Origin of the sequence: Psychrobacter submarinus (genome assembly GCF_904846685.1) — a bacterium.
In the GTDB taxonomy this organism is placed as follows: domain Bacteria; phylum Pseudomonadota; class Gammaproteobacteria; order Pseudomonadales; family Moraxellaceae; genus Psychrobacter; species Psychrobacter submarinus.
Map to the genome: position 1 here is coordinate 990047 of NZ_CAJHBQ010000001.1, position 19949 is coordinate 1009995.

17 protein-coding genes and 1 pseudogene are annotated in these 19949 nt (G+C 47.3%); 4 read left to right on the forward strand and 14 right to left on the reverse strand.

All coding sequences use genetic code 11. The features are described from left to right. Positions 1 to 287: 287 nt before the first annotated feature. From JMY03_RS04460 to JMY03_RS04475, 4 genes and pseudogenes are all read right to left on the reverse strand, one after another. Positions 288 to 1253, reverse strand: a pseudogene (locus tag JMY03_RS04460) (sigma 54-interacting transcriptional regulator); the annotation flags it as partial. Further along, on the reverse strand, positions 1208 to 3088 hold the full coding sequence (locus JMY03_RS04465) for a hemagglutinin repeat-containing protein (RefSeq protein WP_201601423.1): 1881 nt from the start codon (positions 3086 to 3088) through the stop codon (positions 1208 to 1210). The pseudogene JMY03_RS04460 and the gene JMY03_RS04465, both read right to left, overlap by 46 nt. A gap of 24 nt (positions 3089 to 3112) precedes the next feature. After that, positions 3113 to 3550 (reverse strand): hemagglutinin repeat-containing protein, encoded by a 438-nt coding sequence (locus tag JMY03_RS04470; RefSeq protein ID WP_201601425.1) that lies wholly within the window; start codon positions 3548 to 3550, stop codon positions 3113 to 3115. 137 nt (positions 3551 to 3687) lie between these two features. Continuing rightward, positions 3688 to 5889: a PhoX family protein gene (locus tag JMY03_RS04475; protein ID WP_201601427.1), complete on the reverse strand. Its 2202-nt coding sequence runs from the start codon at positions 5887 to 5889 to the stop codon at positions 3688 to 3690. Positions 5890 to 6060: 171 nt separating this feature from the next. Between JMY03_RS04475 and JMY03_RS04480 the strand changes: the two genes are divergently transcribed. Further along, a complete protein-coding gene (locus JMY03_RS04480; protein WP_201559522.1) occupies positions 6061 to 6957 on the forward strand; it encodes a 3-hydroxyacyl-CoA dehydrogenase in 897 nt (298 codons plus the stop codon). A gap of 413 nt (positions 6958 to 7370) precedes the next feature. On the opposite strand, the gene JMY03_RS04485 is transcribed toward JMY03_RS04480, so the two are convergent. The 3 genes from JMY03_RS04485 to JMY03_RS04495 all read right to left on the reverse strand — a co-directional run bounded on the left by JMY03_RS04485 (position 7371) and on the right by JMY03_RS04495 (position 9564). Continuing rightward, the gene (locus JMY03_RS04485) at positions 7371 to 7772 is read right to left on the reverse strand and encodes an ExbD/TolR family protein (protein ID WP_201601429.1); all 402 of its coding nucleotides are present in this window, start codon (positions 7770 to 7772) and stop codon (positions 7371 to 7373) included. Positions 7773 to 7830: 58 nt separating this feature from the next. After that, positions 7831 to 8484, reverse strand: a complete 654-nt coding sequence (locus JMY03_RS04490; RefSeq protein ID WP_201601431.1) for a MotA/TolQ/ExbB proton channel family protein — start codon at positions 8482 to 8484, stop codon at positions 7831 to 7833. 102 nt (positions 8485 to 8586) lie between these two features. After that, positions 8587 to 9564 (reverse strand): energy transducer TonB, encoded by a 978-nt coding sequence (locus JMY03_RS04495; RefSeq protein ID WP_201601433.1) that lies wholly within the window; start codon positions 9562 to 9564, stop codon positions 8587 to 8589. A 461-nt stretch (positions 9565 to 10025) separates the two neighbouring features. Between JMY03_RS04495 and modA the strand changes: the two genes are divergently transcribed. Beyond that, the gene (modA, locus tag JMY03_RS04500; protein WP_201601435.1) at positions 10026 to 10841 is read left to right on the forward strand and encodes a molybdate ABC transporter substrate-binding protein; all 816 of its coding nucleotides are present in this window, start codon (positions 10026 to 10028) and stop codon (positions 10839 to 10841) included. 33 nt (positions 10842 to 10874) lie between these two features. Here modA and JMY03_RS04505 read toward each other — a convergent pair whose 3' ends face one another. From JMY03_RS04505 to JMY03_RS04515, 3 genes are all read right to left on the reverse strand, one after another. Next, positions 10875 to 11354, reverse strand: a complete 480-nt coding sequence (locus JMY03_RS04505; RefSeq protein WP_201601438.1) for a hemerythrin domain-containing protein — start codon at positions 11352 to 11354, stop codon at positions 10875 to 10877. Positions 11355 to 11438: 84 nt separating this feature from the next. Then, the gene (locus JMY03_RS04510) at positions 11439 to 12332 is read right to left on the reverse strand and encodes an alpha/beta fold hydrolase (protein ID WP_201601441.1); all 894 of its coding nucleotides are present in this window, start codon (positions 12330 to 12332) and stop codon (positions 11439 to 11441) included. A 2-nt stretch (positions 12333 to 12334) separates the two neighbouring features. After that, positions 12335 to 13123: a class II aldolase/adducin family protein gene (locus tag JMY03_RS04515; RefSeq protein ID WP_227675481.1), complete on the reverse strand. Its 789-nt coding sequence runs from the start codon at positions 13121 to 13123 to the stop codon at positions 12335 to 12337. A gap of 344 nt (positions 13124 to 13467) precedes the next feature. On the opposite strand from JMY03_RS04515, the gene JMY03_RS04520 reads away from it, so the two are divergent. After that, complete coding sequence (locus JMY03_RS04520; RefSeq protein WP_025645876.1) at positions 13468 to 14409, forward strand: acyltransferase; 942 nt, start codon at positions 13468 to 13470, stop codon at positions 14407 to 14409. A gap of 133 nt (positions 14410 to 14542) precedes the next feature. After that, entirely contained in the window at positions 14543 to 16171 is a 1629-nt protein-coding gene (locus JMY03_RS04525) for a long-chain-fatty-acid--CoA ligase (protein ID WP_025645878.1), read from the forward strand. Between the two features lie 90 nt (positions 16172 to 16261). Here the strand turns inward: JMY03_RS04525 and JMY03_RS04530 are convergent, their stop codons facing one another. The 4 genes from JMY03_RS04530 to JMY03_RS04545 all read right to left on the reverse strand — a co-directional run bounded on the left by JMY03_RS04530 (position 16262) and on the right by JMY03_RS04545 (position 19896). After that, on the reverse strand, positions 16262 to 16753 hold the full coding sequence (locus JMY03_RS04530; protein ID WP_201558030.1) for a M48 metallopeptidase family protein: 492 nt from the start codon (positions 16751 to 16753) through the stop codon (positions 16262 to 16264). A gap of 42 nt (positions 16754 to 16795) precedes the next feature. Then, positions 16796 to 17485 carry a molybdenum cofactor guanylyltransferase gene (gene mobA / locus JMY03_RS04535; RefSeq protein ID WP_201601444.1) on the reverse strand — a complete coding sequence of 230 codons (690 nt, stop codon included), beginning with the start codon at positions 17483 to 17485 and terminating at the stop codon, positions 16796 to 16798. Further along, positions 17482 to 18792: a molybdopterin molybdotransferase MoeA gene (locus tag JMY03_RS04540; RefSeq protein WP_201601447.1), complete on the reverse strand. Its 1311-nt coding sequence runs from the start codon at positions 18790 to 18792 to the stop codon at positions 17482 to 17484. The genes mobA and JMY03_RS04540 overlap by 4 nt, the downstream gene beginning before the upstream one ends. 111 nt (positions 18793 to 18903) lie before the next feature. Further along, entirely contained in the window at positions 18904 to 19896 is a 993-nt protein-coding gene (locus JMY03_RS04545) for a formate dehydrogenase accessory sulfurtransferase FdhD (RefSeq protein ID WP_227675482.1), read from the reverse strand. Positions 19897 to 19949: the final 53 nt, after the last annotated feature.

Below are 19949 nucleotides of genomic sequence, written 5' to 3' on the forward strand. Positions count from 1 at the left end.
CTAGATAGCGATACGACCAAATACGTCATCGTTTTTTGAAATGAAATTAGCAGCGTTTTTCATGTACTTTTATAGGCTTATTATCTATATTGACCTACTGACTGATTAAAGCCATTATCCAATCCATCAAACTTCAGCTCATCAAACCTCAGCCCAAACTTTAGCAGATACTTACGCAGTCGGTCGCTGTCATTGTTACTTTTTAGCTGATTTCTGGAGTTGGCATACAGATAGCGCCCTGCCGCCGCTTGGTTTTTATGACGGATACAGACCTCAATCACATACGCGAGCTGCAACGCGTCAAAGGGGTCGAGCGCGTCTTTGTCGTCGCTTGATAGATGACGACTCAGCACCGTGTCCGCGTGCGCTTGCTGCTCGGTTAGGCTGGGCGCATACGCCCTATCCGCTTGATGCTGCGCGCTATTGGGTAATGCCCACAGATGTTTGAGGCGGGTGATTTCTGCCTTAACATCGGGCATACGAATCACTTTGCCCTCGCACAATGTCGTTAAGCGCGTCATGCTGGCGCTTAAATCACGAAAGTTGCCCTGCCACGTGGCGTCCGCACTCATGGCAAAAGCTTCATAATACGCCCGCGCCTCAGGCTCAAAGCGGTATTGATACTGCTGCTCACTGCCAAGACGCGCCAGCTCATAGTCGATATTGGCGGGCAAGTCCTCGATACGGTCTTTTAACGACGGCAAAAAGAACGTCCACGTGTTCAGGCGCGCAAACAAATCCGCACGAAATGTGCCATCCGCGACCGCTTGGCGCAAGTCCTTGTTTGTCCCCGCCATCAGCTGAAACGACACATCCATCGGGGTATCACTCCCAAGCGGATAAAAGCGCTGCGCCTCAAGCGCGGTCAAGAGCATCGCCTGCTCATCGAGTCCCAGCTCACCGATTTCATCCAAAAACAGCAAACCGCCATCCGCCGATTTAAGCAGACCCTCACGGCTGGACGCGGCACCCGTAAACGCGCCTTTGACATGACCGAACAGCACGCTCATGGCAGTATCACCGCGCAAGGTGGCGCAGTTGACTTCCACAAATGCTCCCAGTGCGTATTTGCTTTGTGCGGCATTGTTGGCTTTGGCTTTTTTGAGCGCATAGATTTGCTGTGCCAGCTGCGACTTGCCTACCCCTGTCGCGCCCAATAGCAAAATCGGGGCGGTCGAGCGCGTGGCGACCTTTTCTACATCGGCAATCAGCTGCTCATAAGCGGCATTTTGGGTGACCAAATTGGCTTGTAGAGTTGTTCGACAACCCAATATTCACCTTTTTCAGGATGCAGCTGTCTATTATTCGCATCGATACTAGTCGCAGTCACTGTACTCGATGTATCTAATCCAGCAGCAGCACCTGTACCTAATAGTGTCAAACTGATGACACCACTTGCCGTGCCATTAGCAATATCTGCATTCATGCCTTTATCAGTCAGCGCTTTAGCTAGCTTAGCTTGCACGTCATTTAGTGTAGGCGCAGCCGCAGCAACGCCACCCGCTGTCAACGTACCTTCCACACTGCCTGTACCTAATGCGCCAAGTGCCGTATGAGCCGCGACTCGGTAAATACCACCTTCATCCCATTTTGCAATCGCTGTAAGCTTTTTATCTATACTCAAATCAGGATTGGCTTTTATAGCATTAATACGGTTTTGTGAGAACTCAGCCACCGCCTTCGGCGCTTCTTTCCCAAACTCCTGCGTAATCTGCGTCTGCGCACCTAACTCCTCATTCACTCGACCAGCATTAAAGCTGTTCTTAAGGATGCCTGCATACTCGGCACGGTTGTCTGTCGTGATGTCTTGACTACCTGCAATACCTGTAATACCAGCGCGCGTGACACTGCTGTCACTGTCGCTATCTGTGCCGTAGCCCAGACCGTTTAGATTGGCTTGGGGTTTGCCTGTTGTATCGCCGAGGCTAAGTCCTGCTTGAATAGCATTACCGTCATAGCTTGTGGTGTTATTAATGTCTTGAGTCTCTATGCCACCTTTGCTGACATAATTATTGAGTCCTGCTTGTAGCGCAGCATCAGTCGTGGTAATCGCCCCGCCTATAAGTGTAGTTTTGCCGCCAGCAGTAAGATCAATACCACCATCGCCTGTGAAGATTCCTGACTGCTCACCGACTGCTTGATAGTCGGCATTTAGGTCAGTCTTGCCGCCATTGACCGATAGACTAGAGCCTGCGCCACCACCTGCGATGTCAATATCAGCACTAAAGCCCATGTTCTTTTGTTTGCTGTCGTAGGTGGCGGTGTCTTGTAGCGACTCGATGTTGACGTCGCCACCGATTTGTCCTTGGGCGCGATTGGTGTTGATTATGCCGCCTTTAATGTTGACATCATTACCGATATCAAATGTGGTGGTGCTGCCAACGTTGATTTGGCTGTTGGCATAGGTAGTGCTGTCACTGTTGGCATGGCCTTTGCCACGACTGGCACTGGCAGTGATACCTGCACTAGTGTTTTGACCAAAGCTGGCATAACCCCCTATGGCGGTACTTGAGCTTTTATTATTGCTACGGGTATTACTATTTTGCGCGACACCATTGACGTTTAAGTCATTGTCTGCTTGGAATAAGGCATCATTGCTGACGGTTAGACTACTGCCATTGATGTTGATATTGCTGTCTGACCCTGCCCCTGTAGCGATCAAGGCAAGATTGTTAGTATCAATACTTGAACCTTGACTCTTCTCCGTATAGCTGCTGCTGTTCGATTGGCTCTTTTGACTACCGATGGTGGCTTGGATGCGGGTATTGCCCACTCCATTTTGAATACTACCAAGTGTTTCCTGTGCTTGCTCTGCAAGTGCTTGTGCTTTTAAAAGGCCACTGATCGCTGCTATACCTTTCATACGTGTACTGCCTGTGTTACCAGCAGCCTCTTCTAGATCTCTAATAGCGTTGACATTATCCACTAAACTATTAGAAACAGAAACAGTCAGACCCGTCTGCTTAAACTTTTGCTCGCTTTGGTTGGTGTAGACGTCCATGACGTTGTCAATGTCGATGTTTTGGGCACGAATGACGATGTTACCGCGATCGGGGTCTGTTATATCTTTATTGCTGTCAGCACCCATACCCGCGACAATACCACTGCCTGTCTATTGGTAAGTACCACCAGCATTGATGATGACGTTACCGTCAATCGCACCGATGTTGCTAGCAGTATGCGTCAGTGCCGTTTGAGCACTACTATCATCAGTTTGCTGCTTGCCGATAGTGAAGCCCATGCCGCCACTAGCGCCAAACAGTCCTGATTTTTTGGTTTGACTAAACGAGTTTTCACTAGAGGTATTCTCAGCGGCTAGAATGTTGACGTCACCACCAGCGCTCAGCTGGGTGTCACGATCACTGATAGCGTTGACGGCTGTAAAGTTGATATCTTGTCCTGCTTGGACGATGACTTTGTCACCTTCGATATTGCTGCTGATGGCACTATCGCTTTGCATGTCATAGCGATCTTGGGTGGTGGTTTTACTTAAGAAACCCTTATCAGTGGTTTTCACCGCAGTGAACTGAACCCCATAAGTTGAACACAACTTATGGGGTTCAGTTCACGCTCGCGGTTTTAGCTAACATCACTATCCGTATTTGTAATCACCGTGCCGCCGCTTTACCATCGCAGCCGTTCACTATTTCAGCCATTTAACTACCGTAGCCGAGTCATCCAAGCGCTCTAAGTAAATGATTCTGCCAATATGACATCGCCATCTTCGCGAGTAATCATCACGGTGGCCGAGCGCGGCGTACTACCTCCAGCCACCGCGCCCCATGTGTTGCCAGGATGCTGAATGTTGATAAATAACGTTTTAAAATCTGGCGTCATAGTGATGCCTGTCACTTCACAGCCCTCAGGACCGACAAAAAAACGTTTGATATTGTCGTTACTAGCCGGCATGCCAATGCGTGTTTGCTGTCCTGCTGACGTCGTGATGGTAGTACCATCGCTGACTTTGCCCGGTAATGCCGCAAGCAGCATACAGCTGGTAGTGTCGGTATACGCACCATCATCGGTCTGAATCCATAATACCCCGCGCGGATCAAAGTACAGGCCATCAGGCGATGACAAGTCATTGTTTTTGTTTAATTGCGATAAGTTCTCTGCCGTAAGCTCACTGGGCGCGGCAAACAAGTATATATCCCACTCAAAGCGAGTCGCCGCATGGTCACCGCCTGCTTCGGCCCAGCGAATGATATGACCATTATCATTTCCGCGGGATTTGCCGCGCGCTTCGTAGCTGCGCGGGTTGGCTGCTGAGAGAGGCTGATCCTCACGCTCGCCGCGATATTTGTTGTTGGTCAAGGTCACATACACCTCGCCTGTCATGGGGCTCACCGACACCCACTCTGGTCGATCCATCTTGGTCGCACCCAAGGCATCGGCAGCAGCGCGCGCAAAGACCAACACCTCATCTTGCCCAGCAAAGGGCAGCTCAGCATTGCTCGCATCAAGTCCATTTTGTCCATGGACCAGTGGCCGCCACTCGCCGCGACCATCTTCGTGAAACACCGCCACATACAGCGTGCCTTCATTTAGGTATTTGTCGCCAGCTTTTAGGCCGCCGCCGATATCTGCATTGGACCATCGCGCCTTTGAGACAAACTTATAAATATACTCGCCGCGCGCATCATCCCCCATATAAAACACCACAGGTTTACCTGACTCGACGGGCGCATACGCGCAGTTTTCGTGTGCAAAACGACCGAGTGCCGTGCGTTTTTGCGGTGCTGAGTGCCGATCAAAAGGATCGATTTCGGTGATGTAACCAAAGGTATTAAAGCCATTGCGATAATCCTCAGTAGCATCAGTGCCTGTCGCGGTCATATCCCAGCGGACAAACTCATCAGCTATGATTTCATCTTTGGCATAAGGCGTATGCCACAGATACTCCCAGCCAGAGAAGTTTTCGCTGGCCCCATAGCGCTCACGCCCGTAGTTATGAGCTGCGCTTAGCTGCTCGGCGTCTTGACCACGCGCAAATACGCCCAAGAAATTTTCTTCTGTCGTCAGATAGGTACCCCACGGCGACAGTCCTGCGCCGCAGTTGTTGTTGATGCCGCGCGTCTGCAACCCTGTTGGATCAAACTTTGTCTTGACCAAATCAGAGCCTGCCACAGGACCCGTCAGCTGGGCGGGCGTACTGCTGGTGATACGGCGATTGTATTTTGAATCCTTGACCATCTCATAACCCATCCCATCGGCACGGCGCGTCATCTCAACGACAGCGACCCCGTGGCAGTTGACCTCGCGGCGCACATCACTGGCCAGACGACGGTTTTGATAAATGGGTGCCGCATTGTTATCCGAGATGACATGATAACCAAATGGGCTAAGCTCGCTGCTATTGACATACTCATGGTTCATGACCAGCAGGCCGTTTTTAGAGGCTTTGGCATCGTAGGTATTGCCTTTTTTGCCAAAAAACCACATGCCATCATGGTTGTCGCCCATACGCCACTCAAACGACTCAGCGGACTGCTCACGGTTGTCCTTCCAGTCGGCGATACCAGACATCAGCGGTGTCCCTAGTGGCAATATCATCTCTGCCTGATAGCCTTCCGCCACACTCATGGTATCGGCTGTCGAATGCGCCACTGCAGTGAATTTTAGGGTGTCGGGACGTTTGAGATTTCCTTGTGCTGGGATGGCGGCTTGGTCATCGTCGCTGGGCAGGCGAGATGGGCTGTCGTCATCGTCGTCACTACAGCCAACCAAAGGCAGCGCCCCAAAAAACGCTGCCGCCGCCAGCCCTGTACCGCCTTTTAAGATATGGCGACGATGCATACGGCGATTGATGATGGTTTGAAATTCGATATTATTGCTCGTGTTTGAGTCTTCTACGGCTTCATGAGCGAGCGGTTTGTTCAATAACGTCATGTTCAGTCACCTTGCTATTTGGCTAGAGTGGCGTAAAGGGTGGGTTGCGGCTTTATCAAATCCACCACAACGATATAAGTTACGCTCAAGTCTACCGAGCATTTATGACAGTACGTTGACAATAGCCACATAATAACTCTAAAATCATAGTCATTATTTCAGGGAGTCATCATGACGTATAAGAATGTAACTGTCGCAGGAAGCGGCGTCCTAGGCTATCAAATCGCCTTTCAAGCTGCATATCATGGTTTTAATGTCATCGTTTATGACATCAGTGATGAGGTGCTAGAGCAAGCTAAGTCAAAGTTTAATTGGATGTGTAAGGCCTTCAGAAAGGATTTAAGAGCGACGCAAGAGCAGTTAGATACGGCGTTTGATAATCTTAGCTACACCTCAGATCTTGCAGAAGCGGTCAAAGACGCTGACTTAATGATTGAAGCCATTCCTGAGATTCCAGAGATTAAAGTCGAATTTTATGAAAAACTGGCCAATCTGGCTCCAGAAAAAACAGTATTTGCGACCAATACCTCAACCTTACTGCCGAGCCAATTTGCTGAATCAACAGGACGGCCTGCTCAGTTCCTAGCGCTACATTTTGCCAATAAGATCTGGATGCATAACGTCGCTGAAATCATGGGGCATCCTAGAACCGATCCTAAAGTATTTGATGAGGTAGTCGCGTTTGCGACAAATATCGGTATGGTGCCAATGCCGCTGTATAAAGAGCAACCCGGCTATATTATGAATAGCTTATTAGCGCCGTTTATAGACGCAGGTTTGCAACTACTAGCCAAAGAAGTGGCTGATCCGCATACCATTGATAAGACATGGATGATAGTGACCGGTGCGCCTGTCGGACCGTTTGGTATCTTAGATACCATAGGGATCAACACCGCTTATAACATCACTAAGATGTCTGCTGAGCGGACTCAAAGCCCTGTGAGGTTTAAGGCGGTTAAGTACCTAAAAGAGCAACTGATTGATCAAAATAAACTAGGCGCGGCAACTGGCGAAGGATTTTATAGCTATCCAAATCCTGCTTATATGAATCCTGACTTTTTAAAATAGTAGACCGCTTCTTACGCTGGATGTTTGCCCAGTTGAGCGCTGACTAGGCAAACACTTCCTAAAAGATATTGTAGAGCTATTAAATACAATCAAAATGAGACTTAGTGTTGTGGTTGAGGACTGAAGTCAGAATCAAGACAGCTCTAAGCTCATTTTAGGGCCAAACGGCTCATAGTGAACACTATCTACGCTGTGATCAAGCATCATAAGACCATCGACCATACTCTCCATAAATTGCGTATGAATAAAAAACGAGTATCTTTATAAGATTCATTTGTAAAACGTCAATGCCAATGACTATTGCAATCACTATAAAAAAGAAAACCCTACTAGCTATGTCACTAGTAGGGTGTGGAGTAAAGTACTTGCCAGCTTTATTGTTATTATTATTTTTTATTATACTCTAAAATGAGCTACTCATTAACGAACGCAATCTTCGTTAGGCCCGCGGTACTGGCAGCGGCTAGTACTTGCGCGACATTGTCATAGCGGCTGTCCTTATCGGCGCGTAGCTGAATAGAAGGGTTATCGCCGCTTACTCCTTGCTGCTGTAAGCGCGACTCAAGCTCTTCCATACTAATCGCCTTATCATCCCAAAACAGGCCTGCATCTTTATCAATACTGATTTGAATGGGATCGACTGGCGGCTCATTGATCTCAGCACTGGTTTGCGGCAGATTCAGCGGTACGGTTGGATTAAGTACCGTCGCCGTCAGTAAGAAGATAATCATCAATACCAGCATGACATCGATGAGCGGAATGAGGTTCATCTCATTCATACTTTGTGTGTCGTCATCACCTAATTGAAAAGCCATATTTGTCTCTTATTCTCAGTTGTCTTCTTCTCAGATCTACTTATCCTCAATGCTTGTACTAATGCTGATATTGAGGCTGTGTTTGTTTGTTAGAAGTCGTTGCATCAACTCGTTCACTAGTCACCGCTCTTGGAGTAGACTCTGTGTTTGGTAGCGCATCACGCGTAGACTGCGCTAGGAGGTCATGGGCGCGATCATTAGCATGATACATAACTTTGCGGTTGATACGGATAGCTAGGTTATAAAACACCACTGCAGGTATCGCTACGGCAATACCAAGACCGGTCATAATCAAAGCCTCCCCTACTGGCCCTGCAACTTGCGCAAGTCCCGCCTGCCCGGTAGTACCAATGTTATGCAAGGCATGAAAGATCCCCCACACCGTACCAAACAGCCCAATAAACGGGGCAACGGCCGCCGTCGTGCCCAAGATTGGCAATCCGCGCTCACTGGCAAAGCGATAACGACCAATATGTTTGAGCAGCGTCTGCTCAGTGACGAGGCGCTGATCTTTACTATCGGATGCCGCTAGTTCAGCACGGCTTGCCTGAATCTGCTGCGTTAAGTCGTCAGCAACCGTCGCTGCTAATTTGCGGCTTTGAATAACACGGATGATACCTGTCACCCAAGAGAGTATCGACAATGCTAACAGCAAGAAAAACAGAGTTCTTGTCACCATATCGCTGTATTGCCAGTAGATTGCAAAGTCCATTGTAGACTCCTTATTTTTGGTTGCCCAAACTAAATAGTGGTTAGTATTTATCAGCTCTTAACTGTGATGAAAGCGCTTTTTTAGGGAATACGACGACAACCCCTAAGATCTAACAGCAATAGACAAATTCACAATACCAGTAACCGGTACGCCATTTTGTATAAATGGGTTTAATTTACTACGTCCAAGTCGACGTTTGGCATCTCGAATTATCCGGCGGTCATTTGAACCCGTAACTGTGATATTGCTGATATTACCTTGCTTGTCGACTCTAAACCTTAGGTTTAAGGTGAGTGCCTCATGAGTTAAACCCTCAAAATTAGGCTCTCTCGCCCATGATGCATCACTACCGCTAAAACTTACGGGCTCACTATTTGCCGCTGCAGCTTCAGCTTTTGCTTGAGCCGCTTCCTGCGCTGCACGTGCACGTTCTGCAGCGGCTTCCCTAGCCTTTTCCGCTTGCGCTAAACGCTCATTTTCAGCTTGCTGTCTAGCCAATGCTTGTTGTCTGGCTATTTCTTGCTGTTTTGCCAATTCTTGTGCGTTTATTCGTTCTTGTGCTTGCTTTCTGGCGTTTTCTTGGGCTTGTCGCTCTGCTTGTTTTTGCGCGTTTATTATCGCCTGCTGCTGTTTTTCTGCTAGCGCTTGCTCAGCTGCTTTTTTGGCTTGTACTTCTTGCTGGGTTTGCTGCGTCTTAACTGGTGGTTTAGGTTCAGGTTTAGGCTTTATGTCGGGTTTGGTTTTAGGCTCAGGCTTAGCTTTAGGTTTTGGTTCAACTTTAGGCTCAGGTTTAACCTGCGGTTCAGGTTTAGGTTGCGGCGCTGCAGTAGCTACCGGCTTAGGCTTTGACTCAATGACTGGTTCCGGTGTTGGCTGAACTTCTACAACTTCAGGCTTTTTGATAATCGGTGTAATCATTTCGATTTCTAAGGGCGACACCTCGTTAGGCTCAGCGATAGTCACATCTGGTGTTTTGACATTCGCAAGTGCCCAACCTGTGATAGCGTGCAGCGCGATGACAGCGATAAATGTCCCGGTATAAAGGGTTGGAAAACTTTTTTTATTCGTTCTTTCAGTCATAACGATCTATCAAATTGTATTTGAGTGATTCATCTTATACGTTATAAGTCATTTGAGACTTATGGATATTGATGACATTAAGATGAGAGTTTTGCGAGCAATCAGTGCAACACAGGCCATCGGGCTGCTACGTCAGCAGCGCCTTTTAATATCATATTTATATGTTCAGTTATAAATGCAACGTCACTAAAGCTGTATTATAAATGATAATAATTATTATTACCATAATTAATTCGGTGTTAATTTGGTGTTATGGCAAATTCACTAAAAAATAAATCTAGTGCTACTAATAGTCCTACTAAGGTGACTAATATAGCAAGCCATGACTCTCAATATAAATCGACGACACTTAACAATAGCTAATGAGCGAGCTTACTTATCTTTACACGGTGAAATAGCGTTTTCAAAACTGACGGCTCTTAGATACACTGACGGTTGGACAATTAAAAATTAGAGTGGTAATGAAAGCAATAATAATAACCGTAAGCTGTCTGGCAGTTACGCTGACAGCGTGCGCTAAAGACAGTGTTACAGAGAATACTGAATCGTCTCAAACGCTACGTATCGCTGCTGCTGCCAACTTATCGGACGTCTTGCCGAAAGTTGTCGAAGGCTATAAAACCGATAATAATCAACCGAACCAAGAAATTGAGATCACTTACGCCTCATCAGGTAAGCTATATGCGCAAATCACCTCAGGCGCGCCATACGATTTATTTTTATCTGCGAATCAGGCGTTTCCGGCCAAGCTTGCGACAGAAACACTAGCGACTGATCAGGCGAACAGTCAAAAAGACGCTCAGCCCTTCACTTATACTCAAGGTCAACTGGCGCTGTATAGCGTTATTCATCCGCTAAGCGAGATTAAACCAGCGGCTTTAAATGCATTATTGATGGCGAAATCTACTAAAGTGACTATTGCCAACCCGCAGCTCGCGCCTTATGGTAATTCTGCCAAAGCTTATCTACAAGCCCAAAATAGTTATGAGACTATGAAGACTCAAAAACGTCTCATACAAGCTGAAAACATCGGCCAAGCTTTTCAATATACGCATACCGGTAGTGTCGATTATGGCTTTGTTGCGCTGGCACAGCTGCTAGCTATCAAAGCAAAGCCTACGCAGTTTCATACCTTAGCACCGAATTCTTATCCGTCGATATTACAAGACGGTATAGTGCTCAGTGAGCGACCTAGCGCTGCTGGATTTTCAGAGTATCTACGCTCTGAGGCTGGGCAACAGTACTTTGCTGATGCCGGCTATCTACCGGTTCAGTAATTAATCTTGCTATCGACTAAGCCAGCAATATTTTTAACGATTTTCATCTGCTCTTTTGACATTATCAGGACTGGCGGCATAAATCGTATCTAACTCTGCTGTTGTCAGGTAGCGCTCGGCAATAGGAAACAAGTCACGCTCTTCAAAACGAATATGATCGTATAACAAAGTGGCGAGCGCTTTGACTTGGGCGGCGCTGATAGGATGGCTTTGAGAGTTTGCAGAGTTTTGGGCTTGGCTCACGAGAGCCTGCAGAGACTTATGTTGCTCATTGAGCGTGGTAAGCGCGGAAGCGACTTCGGGTTTACTAATACTATAAGGCAATAGCGCCGTCGCGATCAGATGATCTTCAATCGCAAAGTGACTTTGCAAATCATCAATATATGAAGTGAGCTTGTGCCAGTGCTTACTGATATCTTCAGGATTATCAGAGCACTCTTTGGCATGGCGAGAGATGTTGAGACCTAAATGATGTTGGCGAGATAAAGGCTGTAGTTGCGCGGCGCGTTTCATAGTGAGTCCTTGTCGTGACGTCTTTTTAATAGCCAACCCTCATTGATTGATATTATCTCTGAGTGCTACTATCTCTTAGTGCTACTAACTCTGATTGAGACTATCTCTAAACTGCAGATAAGCTGTCGTCACCGCCTCAGCATCTTCAAGCTGCGGATAATGACCCAACTCTGCCAGCTCAGTGACATCGGCATTAGCATTATTGGCATTAGATATTAATTGCCGATAGCGCTGAGCCATGTGCTGGCCTGAGATAGGGTCTTTGCTACCGTTAATAAGCTTGACCGGAACATTACTTTCGATAATGGCTTCAACCCACCTCTCACGGTGCTGCTGACGCTGCGGTATATAGTCAATGAGCTTATGCATCACCGCAAGACCGTTATTATGATTGAGCAGCTGCCATAAGCTATCGACAACCTCAGGAGTCGGCGGCGTATTGGGTCCAAAGATGCGCCGTAGATTGTCTGCAAATTTGCGTTTAGTGATAAGCTTGGACACTAATGGCCCTAAAGGCGAGAGTAGTAGTTTTTGGATTAACACCGGCTTATGGGTTTCTGGGAACAGACCACCATTTAATAAACACACACTAGCGATACGCTGTTTTGCGCTACCCTCACGCTGTCTGGCGAGCAGCTCTTGCGCTACTGTATCGCCATAGTCGTGAGCTAATATGTGATAGTCCGTGATATTAAGTTTATGCAAATAATGCTCAAAAATATCCGCTTGCTCCGTTATCAAGTAGCGCGCGTCTTTAGGCTTGGCCGAAAACCCAAACCCTAGCATATCAAGCGTAATCACATAGTAGCGCTGGGTCAGCGCCTGCCACATGCCCTCCCAATCCCAGCTGGCACTTGGATAACCATGGATGAGCACAAGCGCAGGCGCACTTTTATTACCGCCCGTGCGAGTAAAAATTTGCTGCCCATTGATCGACTCAAGCTCTCCTTGTTGTCGCCACTGCGCCAAAGTAATCATAGCTACTCCGCAAATGAGGGATCGGTACGGCGTAGTTTGCGGAGTAGTGCTGGCCAAGCGATATCACCACCTGCGCCTCTCGTCACCTCTTTTGAAGCCGCTTGAATACCGGCTAATATCTGCGGCGGTATATGAGTCAGATTACCACCGCCGCTTTGCGCTTTGATTTGCACCTCGCAAGCTCTTTGCATGATATACATAAATAAAAAAGCATCCGCGACCGTGCTGGCGCAAGTAAGCAAGCCATGATTACGTAGAATCATGAAATTCGCATCGCCTAAGTCTGCGACCAGACGTACTTTTTCATCAGGGTTTAGCGCCACCCCTTCATAGTCATGATAGGCCAGGTTCGATAGCGGAAAGAGCGACTGCTGTGATAAAGGCAGCAAGCCCTCGGTTTGAGCTGACACCGCCACGCCGTCGCTAGTGTGTAAGTGCAGCACACAATGTGCATCGTCACGGGCGTTGTGTACGGCGCTATGAATAGTAAAACCGGCGGGATTGATATCGTAATTCGATGGCGCAACTTTTTCGCCGGCCTGATTGACTTTTACCAAGTTTGAAGCGGTAATCTCTTCAAAAAATAAGCCATAAGGATTAATCAGAAACTCATCTTCTGTATCGGGCACGCGCGCTGAGATATGGGTAAAGACCAAATCATCCCAGCCATACATGGCGATTAATCGGTAGCAAGCGGCCAAATCAACGCGCATCTGCCACTCTGCGGCGCTGACGTTGTCTTTTACAGTCGCAGCTGAGTTATTTAGATCGTTTGTCATGTCATTTTGCATGGTGTCATCCTTTACTGTGTTCGCTCTTTAGAAATAAGCGCTGTTGTCCGTTACTTCATTCTAAACACTTTTATTGGCTTAAAGCTATTCCTAAAAATGAGCAGTCATCATCCTTTGCTGCCTGACATAATATTGCGCTTGGTCAGTTTTAGCGTACTGCCGCCCTTTGTAACCGCCAGTCACGCTAGCCTAACTACGCTCGGCCGAATTTCTGCTAAAATTGTGTCATAATGTTACCGCCGTAAATAACAGCTACCATAATAGCCAAATCAAAAAATAACGGAATAAAAGCAGTTCAATTAAGATAGCTCAATAAGCAGCAATAACAATAGGAAAGGTTTGCTATGCGACTACACTCACTTTTTCAAAAAATGCATGAACGTACGCCAAAGCTTGGTAAAGCGGTATCATTAGCGACAGCGACAGGGGTTATCGTTGGTAATAGTTTCGCCGGTAGTATTCCTATCTGGCTAATGGGCGCCACCAAAATCATTACCGGAGCTGACATCGCTGACAAAACCGTGATAAAAATCGCCAACTACTGGATTAATAGTAACAATACCTTGATCGATACCATCTTACCCAAAAAGGACTGGCGCATTAGCCTACCTGATGATATCGATGTCCAAGGCAAATATTTACTGGTGAGCAACCATCAATCATGGGTCGATACCAGCATTGTGCAATACATTAGTCGCGATCGTCTGCCTTTGACGCGGTTTTTTACTAAGTTTGAGCTGATATATATCCCTATCGTCGGTCAGACCTTTTACTTTTTAGATTTCCCGATGATGCGTCGCCACTCTAAGCAAGCAGTGACCAAAAACCCAGCACTGGCAGGTAAAGATATCATTGAGGCTAAACGTGCTTGCGCGCTATTAAAAGATAAGCCTTTTACTTTGCTCAACTATTTAGAAGGTACGCGCTTCACCCCAAAAAAGCGTGATACTCAGCAATCACCTTACACGCATTTGCTTAAACCAAGAGCTGGAGGTCTGGCGCTAGCGATCAACGCTTTGGGCGATGAGATCGATGGTATCTTAGATATGACCATCGTCTACCCTGATGGCGTGCCCACTTATGGTGAGCTTTGGCAAGGGAAAATCAAGCGCCTGGGAGTCGATGTCCGGCATATCGAAATCCCTGACGAGCTATTTGCAAGTCTACAAGATGGCGGTTATGAGAACGACTCTGCTACTAAAGAGCAGATGTTTGCGTGGGTTGAGCATCTGTGGCGTCAAAAGGACGAGCGCATCACGTCGATGTTGGCTGAGTTTGAAGAGTAAATAAGCTACATATAATAAAGAACTGCCAATTATCATAAAATATTTTAAAATGGTGAGAGTGACGTATACTAATAAGACGTCATAGCAACGGTACTGACGGATATGTACTACTAACGATGATAAGGATATGCAAATGTTAGGAAAAATGATGCATCAACCGCTACTGATCAGTAGCTTAATTGAGCATGCTGCTCGCTATCATGGCGATACTGCCGTCTACTCAAAAGAAGTCGATGGCACGATGACCCAAAGCGATTGGGCGAGCATCTCAGACAACTCAAAGCGGCTGGCTAATGCACTACAAACGCTAGGTCTTAAGTCCTCAGATCGCATCGCGACTCTGGCCTGGAACAACCGCCGCCACTTAGAGGCTTGGTACGCCATCTCCGGCAGCGGTATGATCTGCCACACTATCAACCCGCGTCTCTTCCCCGAGCAGCTCGCTTACATCGTTAACGACGCTGACGATCAGGTGCTATTCTTTGATATCACTTTTTTGCCGCTCATTGCCGCTATCAAAGATCATATCAAAGGCATCAAGCATTTTATCTTGTTGGGCGAGCGCAACGAGGCAGTGCTAGAGCACTTCCCAGATGCGCTATTCTTCGATGAACTCATCAATGAGCAAGAGTCTGAATTCGACTGGCCAGAGCTTGATGAAACCACTGCTAGCTCGCTATGCTACACTTCAGGCACTACGGGTAATCCTAAAGGCATACTCTACTCCCATCGCTCCTCAGTGCTACACGCTATCGCACTGTGTATGCCGGATGTCTCATCGCTATCCGCGCAAGATGTGCTACTGCCCGTTGTACCGATGTTCCATGTCAACGCTTGGGGCACGCCATACGCCGCGGCGATCGTCGGCTGCTCTTTGATCTTGCCAGGACCCAACCTCGATGGTGACAGCTTGGTCTCAGTGATTGATGATTATAAGGTGACCATTGCGCTAGGCGTGCCGACCATTTGGCAGGGCTTATTGAACGCGGCGAAAAAGAATGGTAGTAAACTTGAGAGCATGACGCGGACTATCGTTGGCGGCGCTGCTTGTCCGCCCTCCGTGATCAAGACTTTCCGTGAAGACTTCAACTGTGATGCGATACATGGTTGGGGCATGACCGAGACCAGCCCGCTTGGTACTATGAATCAAATCAAAGCCAAGCACAAATCTTTGAGTAAAGAGGAGATCAACGAGCTGCGCAAATCACAAGGGCGTCCGCCTTATGGCGTTGAGCTGCGCTTGATGGATACTGAAAACCCAGAGCAAAGAGTTGCTGAGGATGGCGAGTCGCAAGGTCGCTTGCAGATTCGCGGACACTGGATCATCGATGACTACTTCACTCATAGACCAGACGCTATCACTGACGATGGCTGGTTTGATACGGGTGATATCGCTACCATCGACGCTGATGGCTATATGAATATTCGTGACCGATCCAAGGATCTGATCAAGTCAGGCGGTGAATGGATATCCTCAGTGGAGCTTGAAAACATCGCCGCCGGTCATCCTGAGGTAAAAATGGCCGCCGCTATTGCCGCAAAGCATGAACAGTGGGGTGAGCGTCCGGTATTGATAGTGGTAAAAGAGGATGGCTCAGAGGTAACCGAGGCACAGATATTGGAGTTTTATCAAGACAAAGTTGCCAGTTGGCAAATTCCTGACAAAGTCGTTTTTGTCGATAACATCGTGTTAAATGGCGCAGGCAAGATGGTAAAAACTGACTTGCGCGATGAGCATGGTGATGTGCTGCTAAATTCGTAGGTTAGACTATAGAGTCCGCGTCACAAAAAAGCCTGCTACTACGCAGGCTTTTTTATATGAATATCAAATGACTATTACTATACCATCTAATCAGGACAACTCGCGTAAGTGCAGCCACAGCCGCGTATCTAGCTCAACTTGATGATAGTCTGGCTGCATATGATGGCACAGCTGATAAAACGCTTTACTATGATCTTTTTCTTTAAAGTGTGCCAGCTCATGAACCACTATCATCCGCAGAAATTCGAGCGGCGCGTCTTTAAAGACACTCGCTACGGTGATGCTGTTGTGCGACTTGAGCTTACTGCCCTGCACTCGCGACTGATAAGTATGCATGCCTAGCGCTTGTTTTAGCGTGCTAAGCTTACTGTCGTACTTCACTTGCGATAACGGAGCGCTTTTACGCATGTAGTCGTTTTTTATCTCATTGATATATTGATACAGCGCTTTGTCGCTTTGAATTTGGTGCACGTTTGGATATTTATTATTCAGGTACTCGCCAAGCTGACCACGACTGATAAGCTTGGCCACTTGTGTTTGAATAGACTCAGGATAATGGGCGATGTATTTAAGGGTAGTCATACATAATGCTCATAAGGTTTATTTTATACTGTATCAAATATTCTAAGATAGAGCCTGACATGCTTTGACAAAGTCCTCAGGCGTATTAAAATTCGTTAAATACTGCCACTGCGGATCAAAAGCGACTTTTTGGCAAATCGGCTCTATAAAACGCATGACACGGCGTTGACCGCTATCGAGATAAGCGCGCAGTTCAGGCTCGATAGCGAGTTGATACAAGCCTAATAACGGATATAAATGGCTATCATCGCTTAGGCAAACGACTGCTCTAGCGTGTAGGCTGCGGTTGGTAGCAGCGCTTAGATGTTGCCAAAGCTCGGTGGCTTTAATTAAGCTATCACAGCTGATAACCAGTAAGTAATCAGTCAGGCTATTTTTAGAGCTAGTATCCTTTACGAATGAAATGGACGTTTGCAGCGCTGATTCAATGGCGGCTAAAGCCCCGCCTATGTTTTTGTACTTATCATCAGTCTTGCTATTATCTGCTTTTTTATCATTTTGACTATAGTCCTTGATATGAAAAATAGGCGCTTCGGAGCGAGCCGCTAACGCTTCATCTACCTTAAACCCATGCTCATTATCAGCAATCATAATCGGCACGTTTAGCGGCGTCGCATGTCTGACATGATAGTTCAGTAACGTCTCACCACCGGGCAGCTTGAGCTTGGCTTTGGGCGTACCCATACGCTTAGAGTTGCCGCCTGCTAAAATGACCACTCCGGCTAATCTCATATGTTTGATGACCACGGGAATGGCTGCACGGTTACGCTCTCACCTGCCGCTAAGTTGCCGCTATCTTTTGCCAAAACAATCAAACAATTGGCTTGGCTTAACTGCTTGATACGGTGCGATTGCTGTTTGCTAAAGGCTTTTACGGTAAAACTGCCATCACTGTTTCGCGCTAATACGCCGCGCTGAAAGTCTTTGCGTCCAGCTGACTTACGCACGTCATTGTCTAGTGTCGCCTGTACTGTCCTTACCATTGGCATATCATCGGCACTGACGCTAGATAACCGCCACAAAGACGGTATTACTAGCTGTAGCGTACCTACCAGAGTAGATAAGGGGTTACCCGGTAGCCCAAAAAACAAGACAGGCTTGGCAAGCTTATTATCGCTATCGCCTAATAGCTCACCAAAGACAAAAGGCTTGCCCGGTTTCATCGCGACTTTATAGTGATTGATTTTGCCTAATTGCTCGATAACCGTCGTCAAAAAATCATAGTCACCGACCGACACGCCTGCGCTAGAGAGGAGCACATCGCATTCTCTCATAGCGGTAGTGACAGTCGCGATCGTCTGCTCTAAATTATCAGGAATAATACCGTAGTCTTCGATAGTTACTGGCAATCCTGCCAAGAGTGTTTTCAGCGTTGGGGTGTTAGAGTTATAGATTTGCGCTAGGCTCTGTAGCGGCTGACCGACAGCGACTAGCTCATCGCCTGTCGCCATGACGCCTACCTTTAACGGCTGATAAACTTTGACTTTTGCTACTCCAAGATTGGCTAGTAAGCTAATGTCGGCAGGATTAAGACGCTTGCCTTTTTGTAAGACTACCTCGCCCTCTGCAACCTCCTCGCCTTGCTTACGAATATTATCATCGGCTTTCGCGGCTTGCGTCAGCGTTATATGATAAGGCTGAGACTTATCGATGGATTCGCGTATCTCAGCAAAGTTGGTATTCTCTTGCATGATGACCGTATCGCCATCGTCTGGCACCACAGCACCGGTAAAGATACGAACCCCTTGTCCCGCAGTGAGCTTACCCGTATAAGGACTTCCCGCTTGCGATTCGCCCACGATTTCGATACTAGTGTCTGCATCGAGCGCGCTACCCGCTGCGATACTGTAGCCATCCATCGCAGAGACGTTTTGTCTGGGTATATTGAATGGCGAGCTAATATCCTCCGCCAAAATATGATTTTGGCACTCAAGCAAATCGATCTTTTGTACCCTGCGTTTGGTTACAGGAAAGTCCGTTTGATTATAGCGCTCAATACGCTCAGTGATCGCTTGTTGCAGCGCTTCTAAGGTAATCATAAGATGGGTACTCACTTATAAATATGTATACGCGTCATTATAGTCGTTAACTGCCAAAACAAAGAAATCTTTAATAAAAATAGCTTTTAAAAAAAACAATCTCACATAGCTCTAATATCTTGAATAATAAGTCACTCTGTCAGCACGCAAAAACCCTGCAAGCCCTAAGCCATAACGTTCAGCCACTCGCACTGCGGTACTAGTCGGCGCGGACATCCCCACTAGCCAAGGCAGCTGCATCCTTATGGCTTTTTGTACCAGCTCAATCGATAAGCGTGAGGTCATCACCACGCAATCAACCTCTGCCTTTTGTCGTAATTGCCAGCCGATCAATTTATCTAATGCATTGTGCCGACCCACATCTTCGAACAGATATAGCTTGTCTTTGTATAAAGTCGCCGCCGCATGTACCGCGCCCGTTAGCTGATGGGTGTGCTGCGTAGCATCGATTTGCGCTCTAATATTTAGTAGATACTCTAAACGAGGTTTGGCAGTTAACTGAGTGCTGTTATTGGCATAATCACTAAGATCCGGCAAAGCTTGACTCAATCCTGTGATACCGCACATACCGCAGCCTGTACGCCCTGCCAGCTGCCGCTTTTGCGCTTGAATGCGCTGATGACAACGCTGGCTCAGTACCAGCTCGACCAGATAGGTATCGTAATCTAATAAGTGCGCAAAACTAGAGTGGTCAGTAGAGTTATCAGCATCATCGACTCCCACAGCATCTTGGTTAAAAGCCGTCAACTTAGCGTCATCGCTTAGGTGCGTCACTTCCCAATCGAGCAAATCACGACTTTGCTCAATCAGCCCCTCGCTATACAAAAACCCAAGCGCCAAATATTCAAGCTGATTGGGGCTCGCCATCAACACTGCATAATGAATGCCGTTGATAACGATAGCGACCGCCGCCTCTACCGCAAGACTCGCTGGCTGGTTGTCGATAGCAACCGGCTTTGCACGCTTATTCTCAGACGGTGTCAGATTCGGAGCGTGCTCTAGAGCGTCTTTTAGGGTATAGTGATGTTTTTGCGTAGGATGGCTGCGAGCTAGCGGTACTGCAGATGTTGAAGCAGTGTCTTGCTCTACCTGTGTGTAGGTCATGTTAGTGCTATCTTTAGCCATCATCAGTTAGCGAACTCACTTATCATTTAATA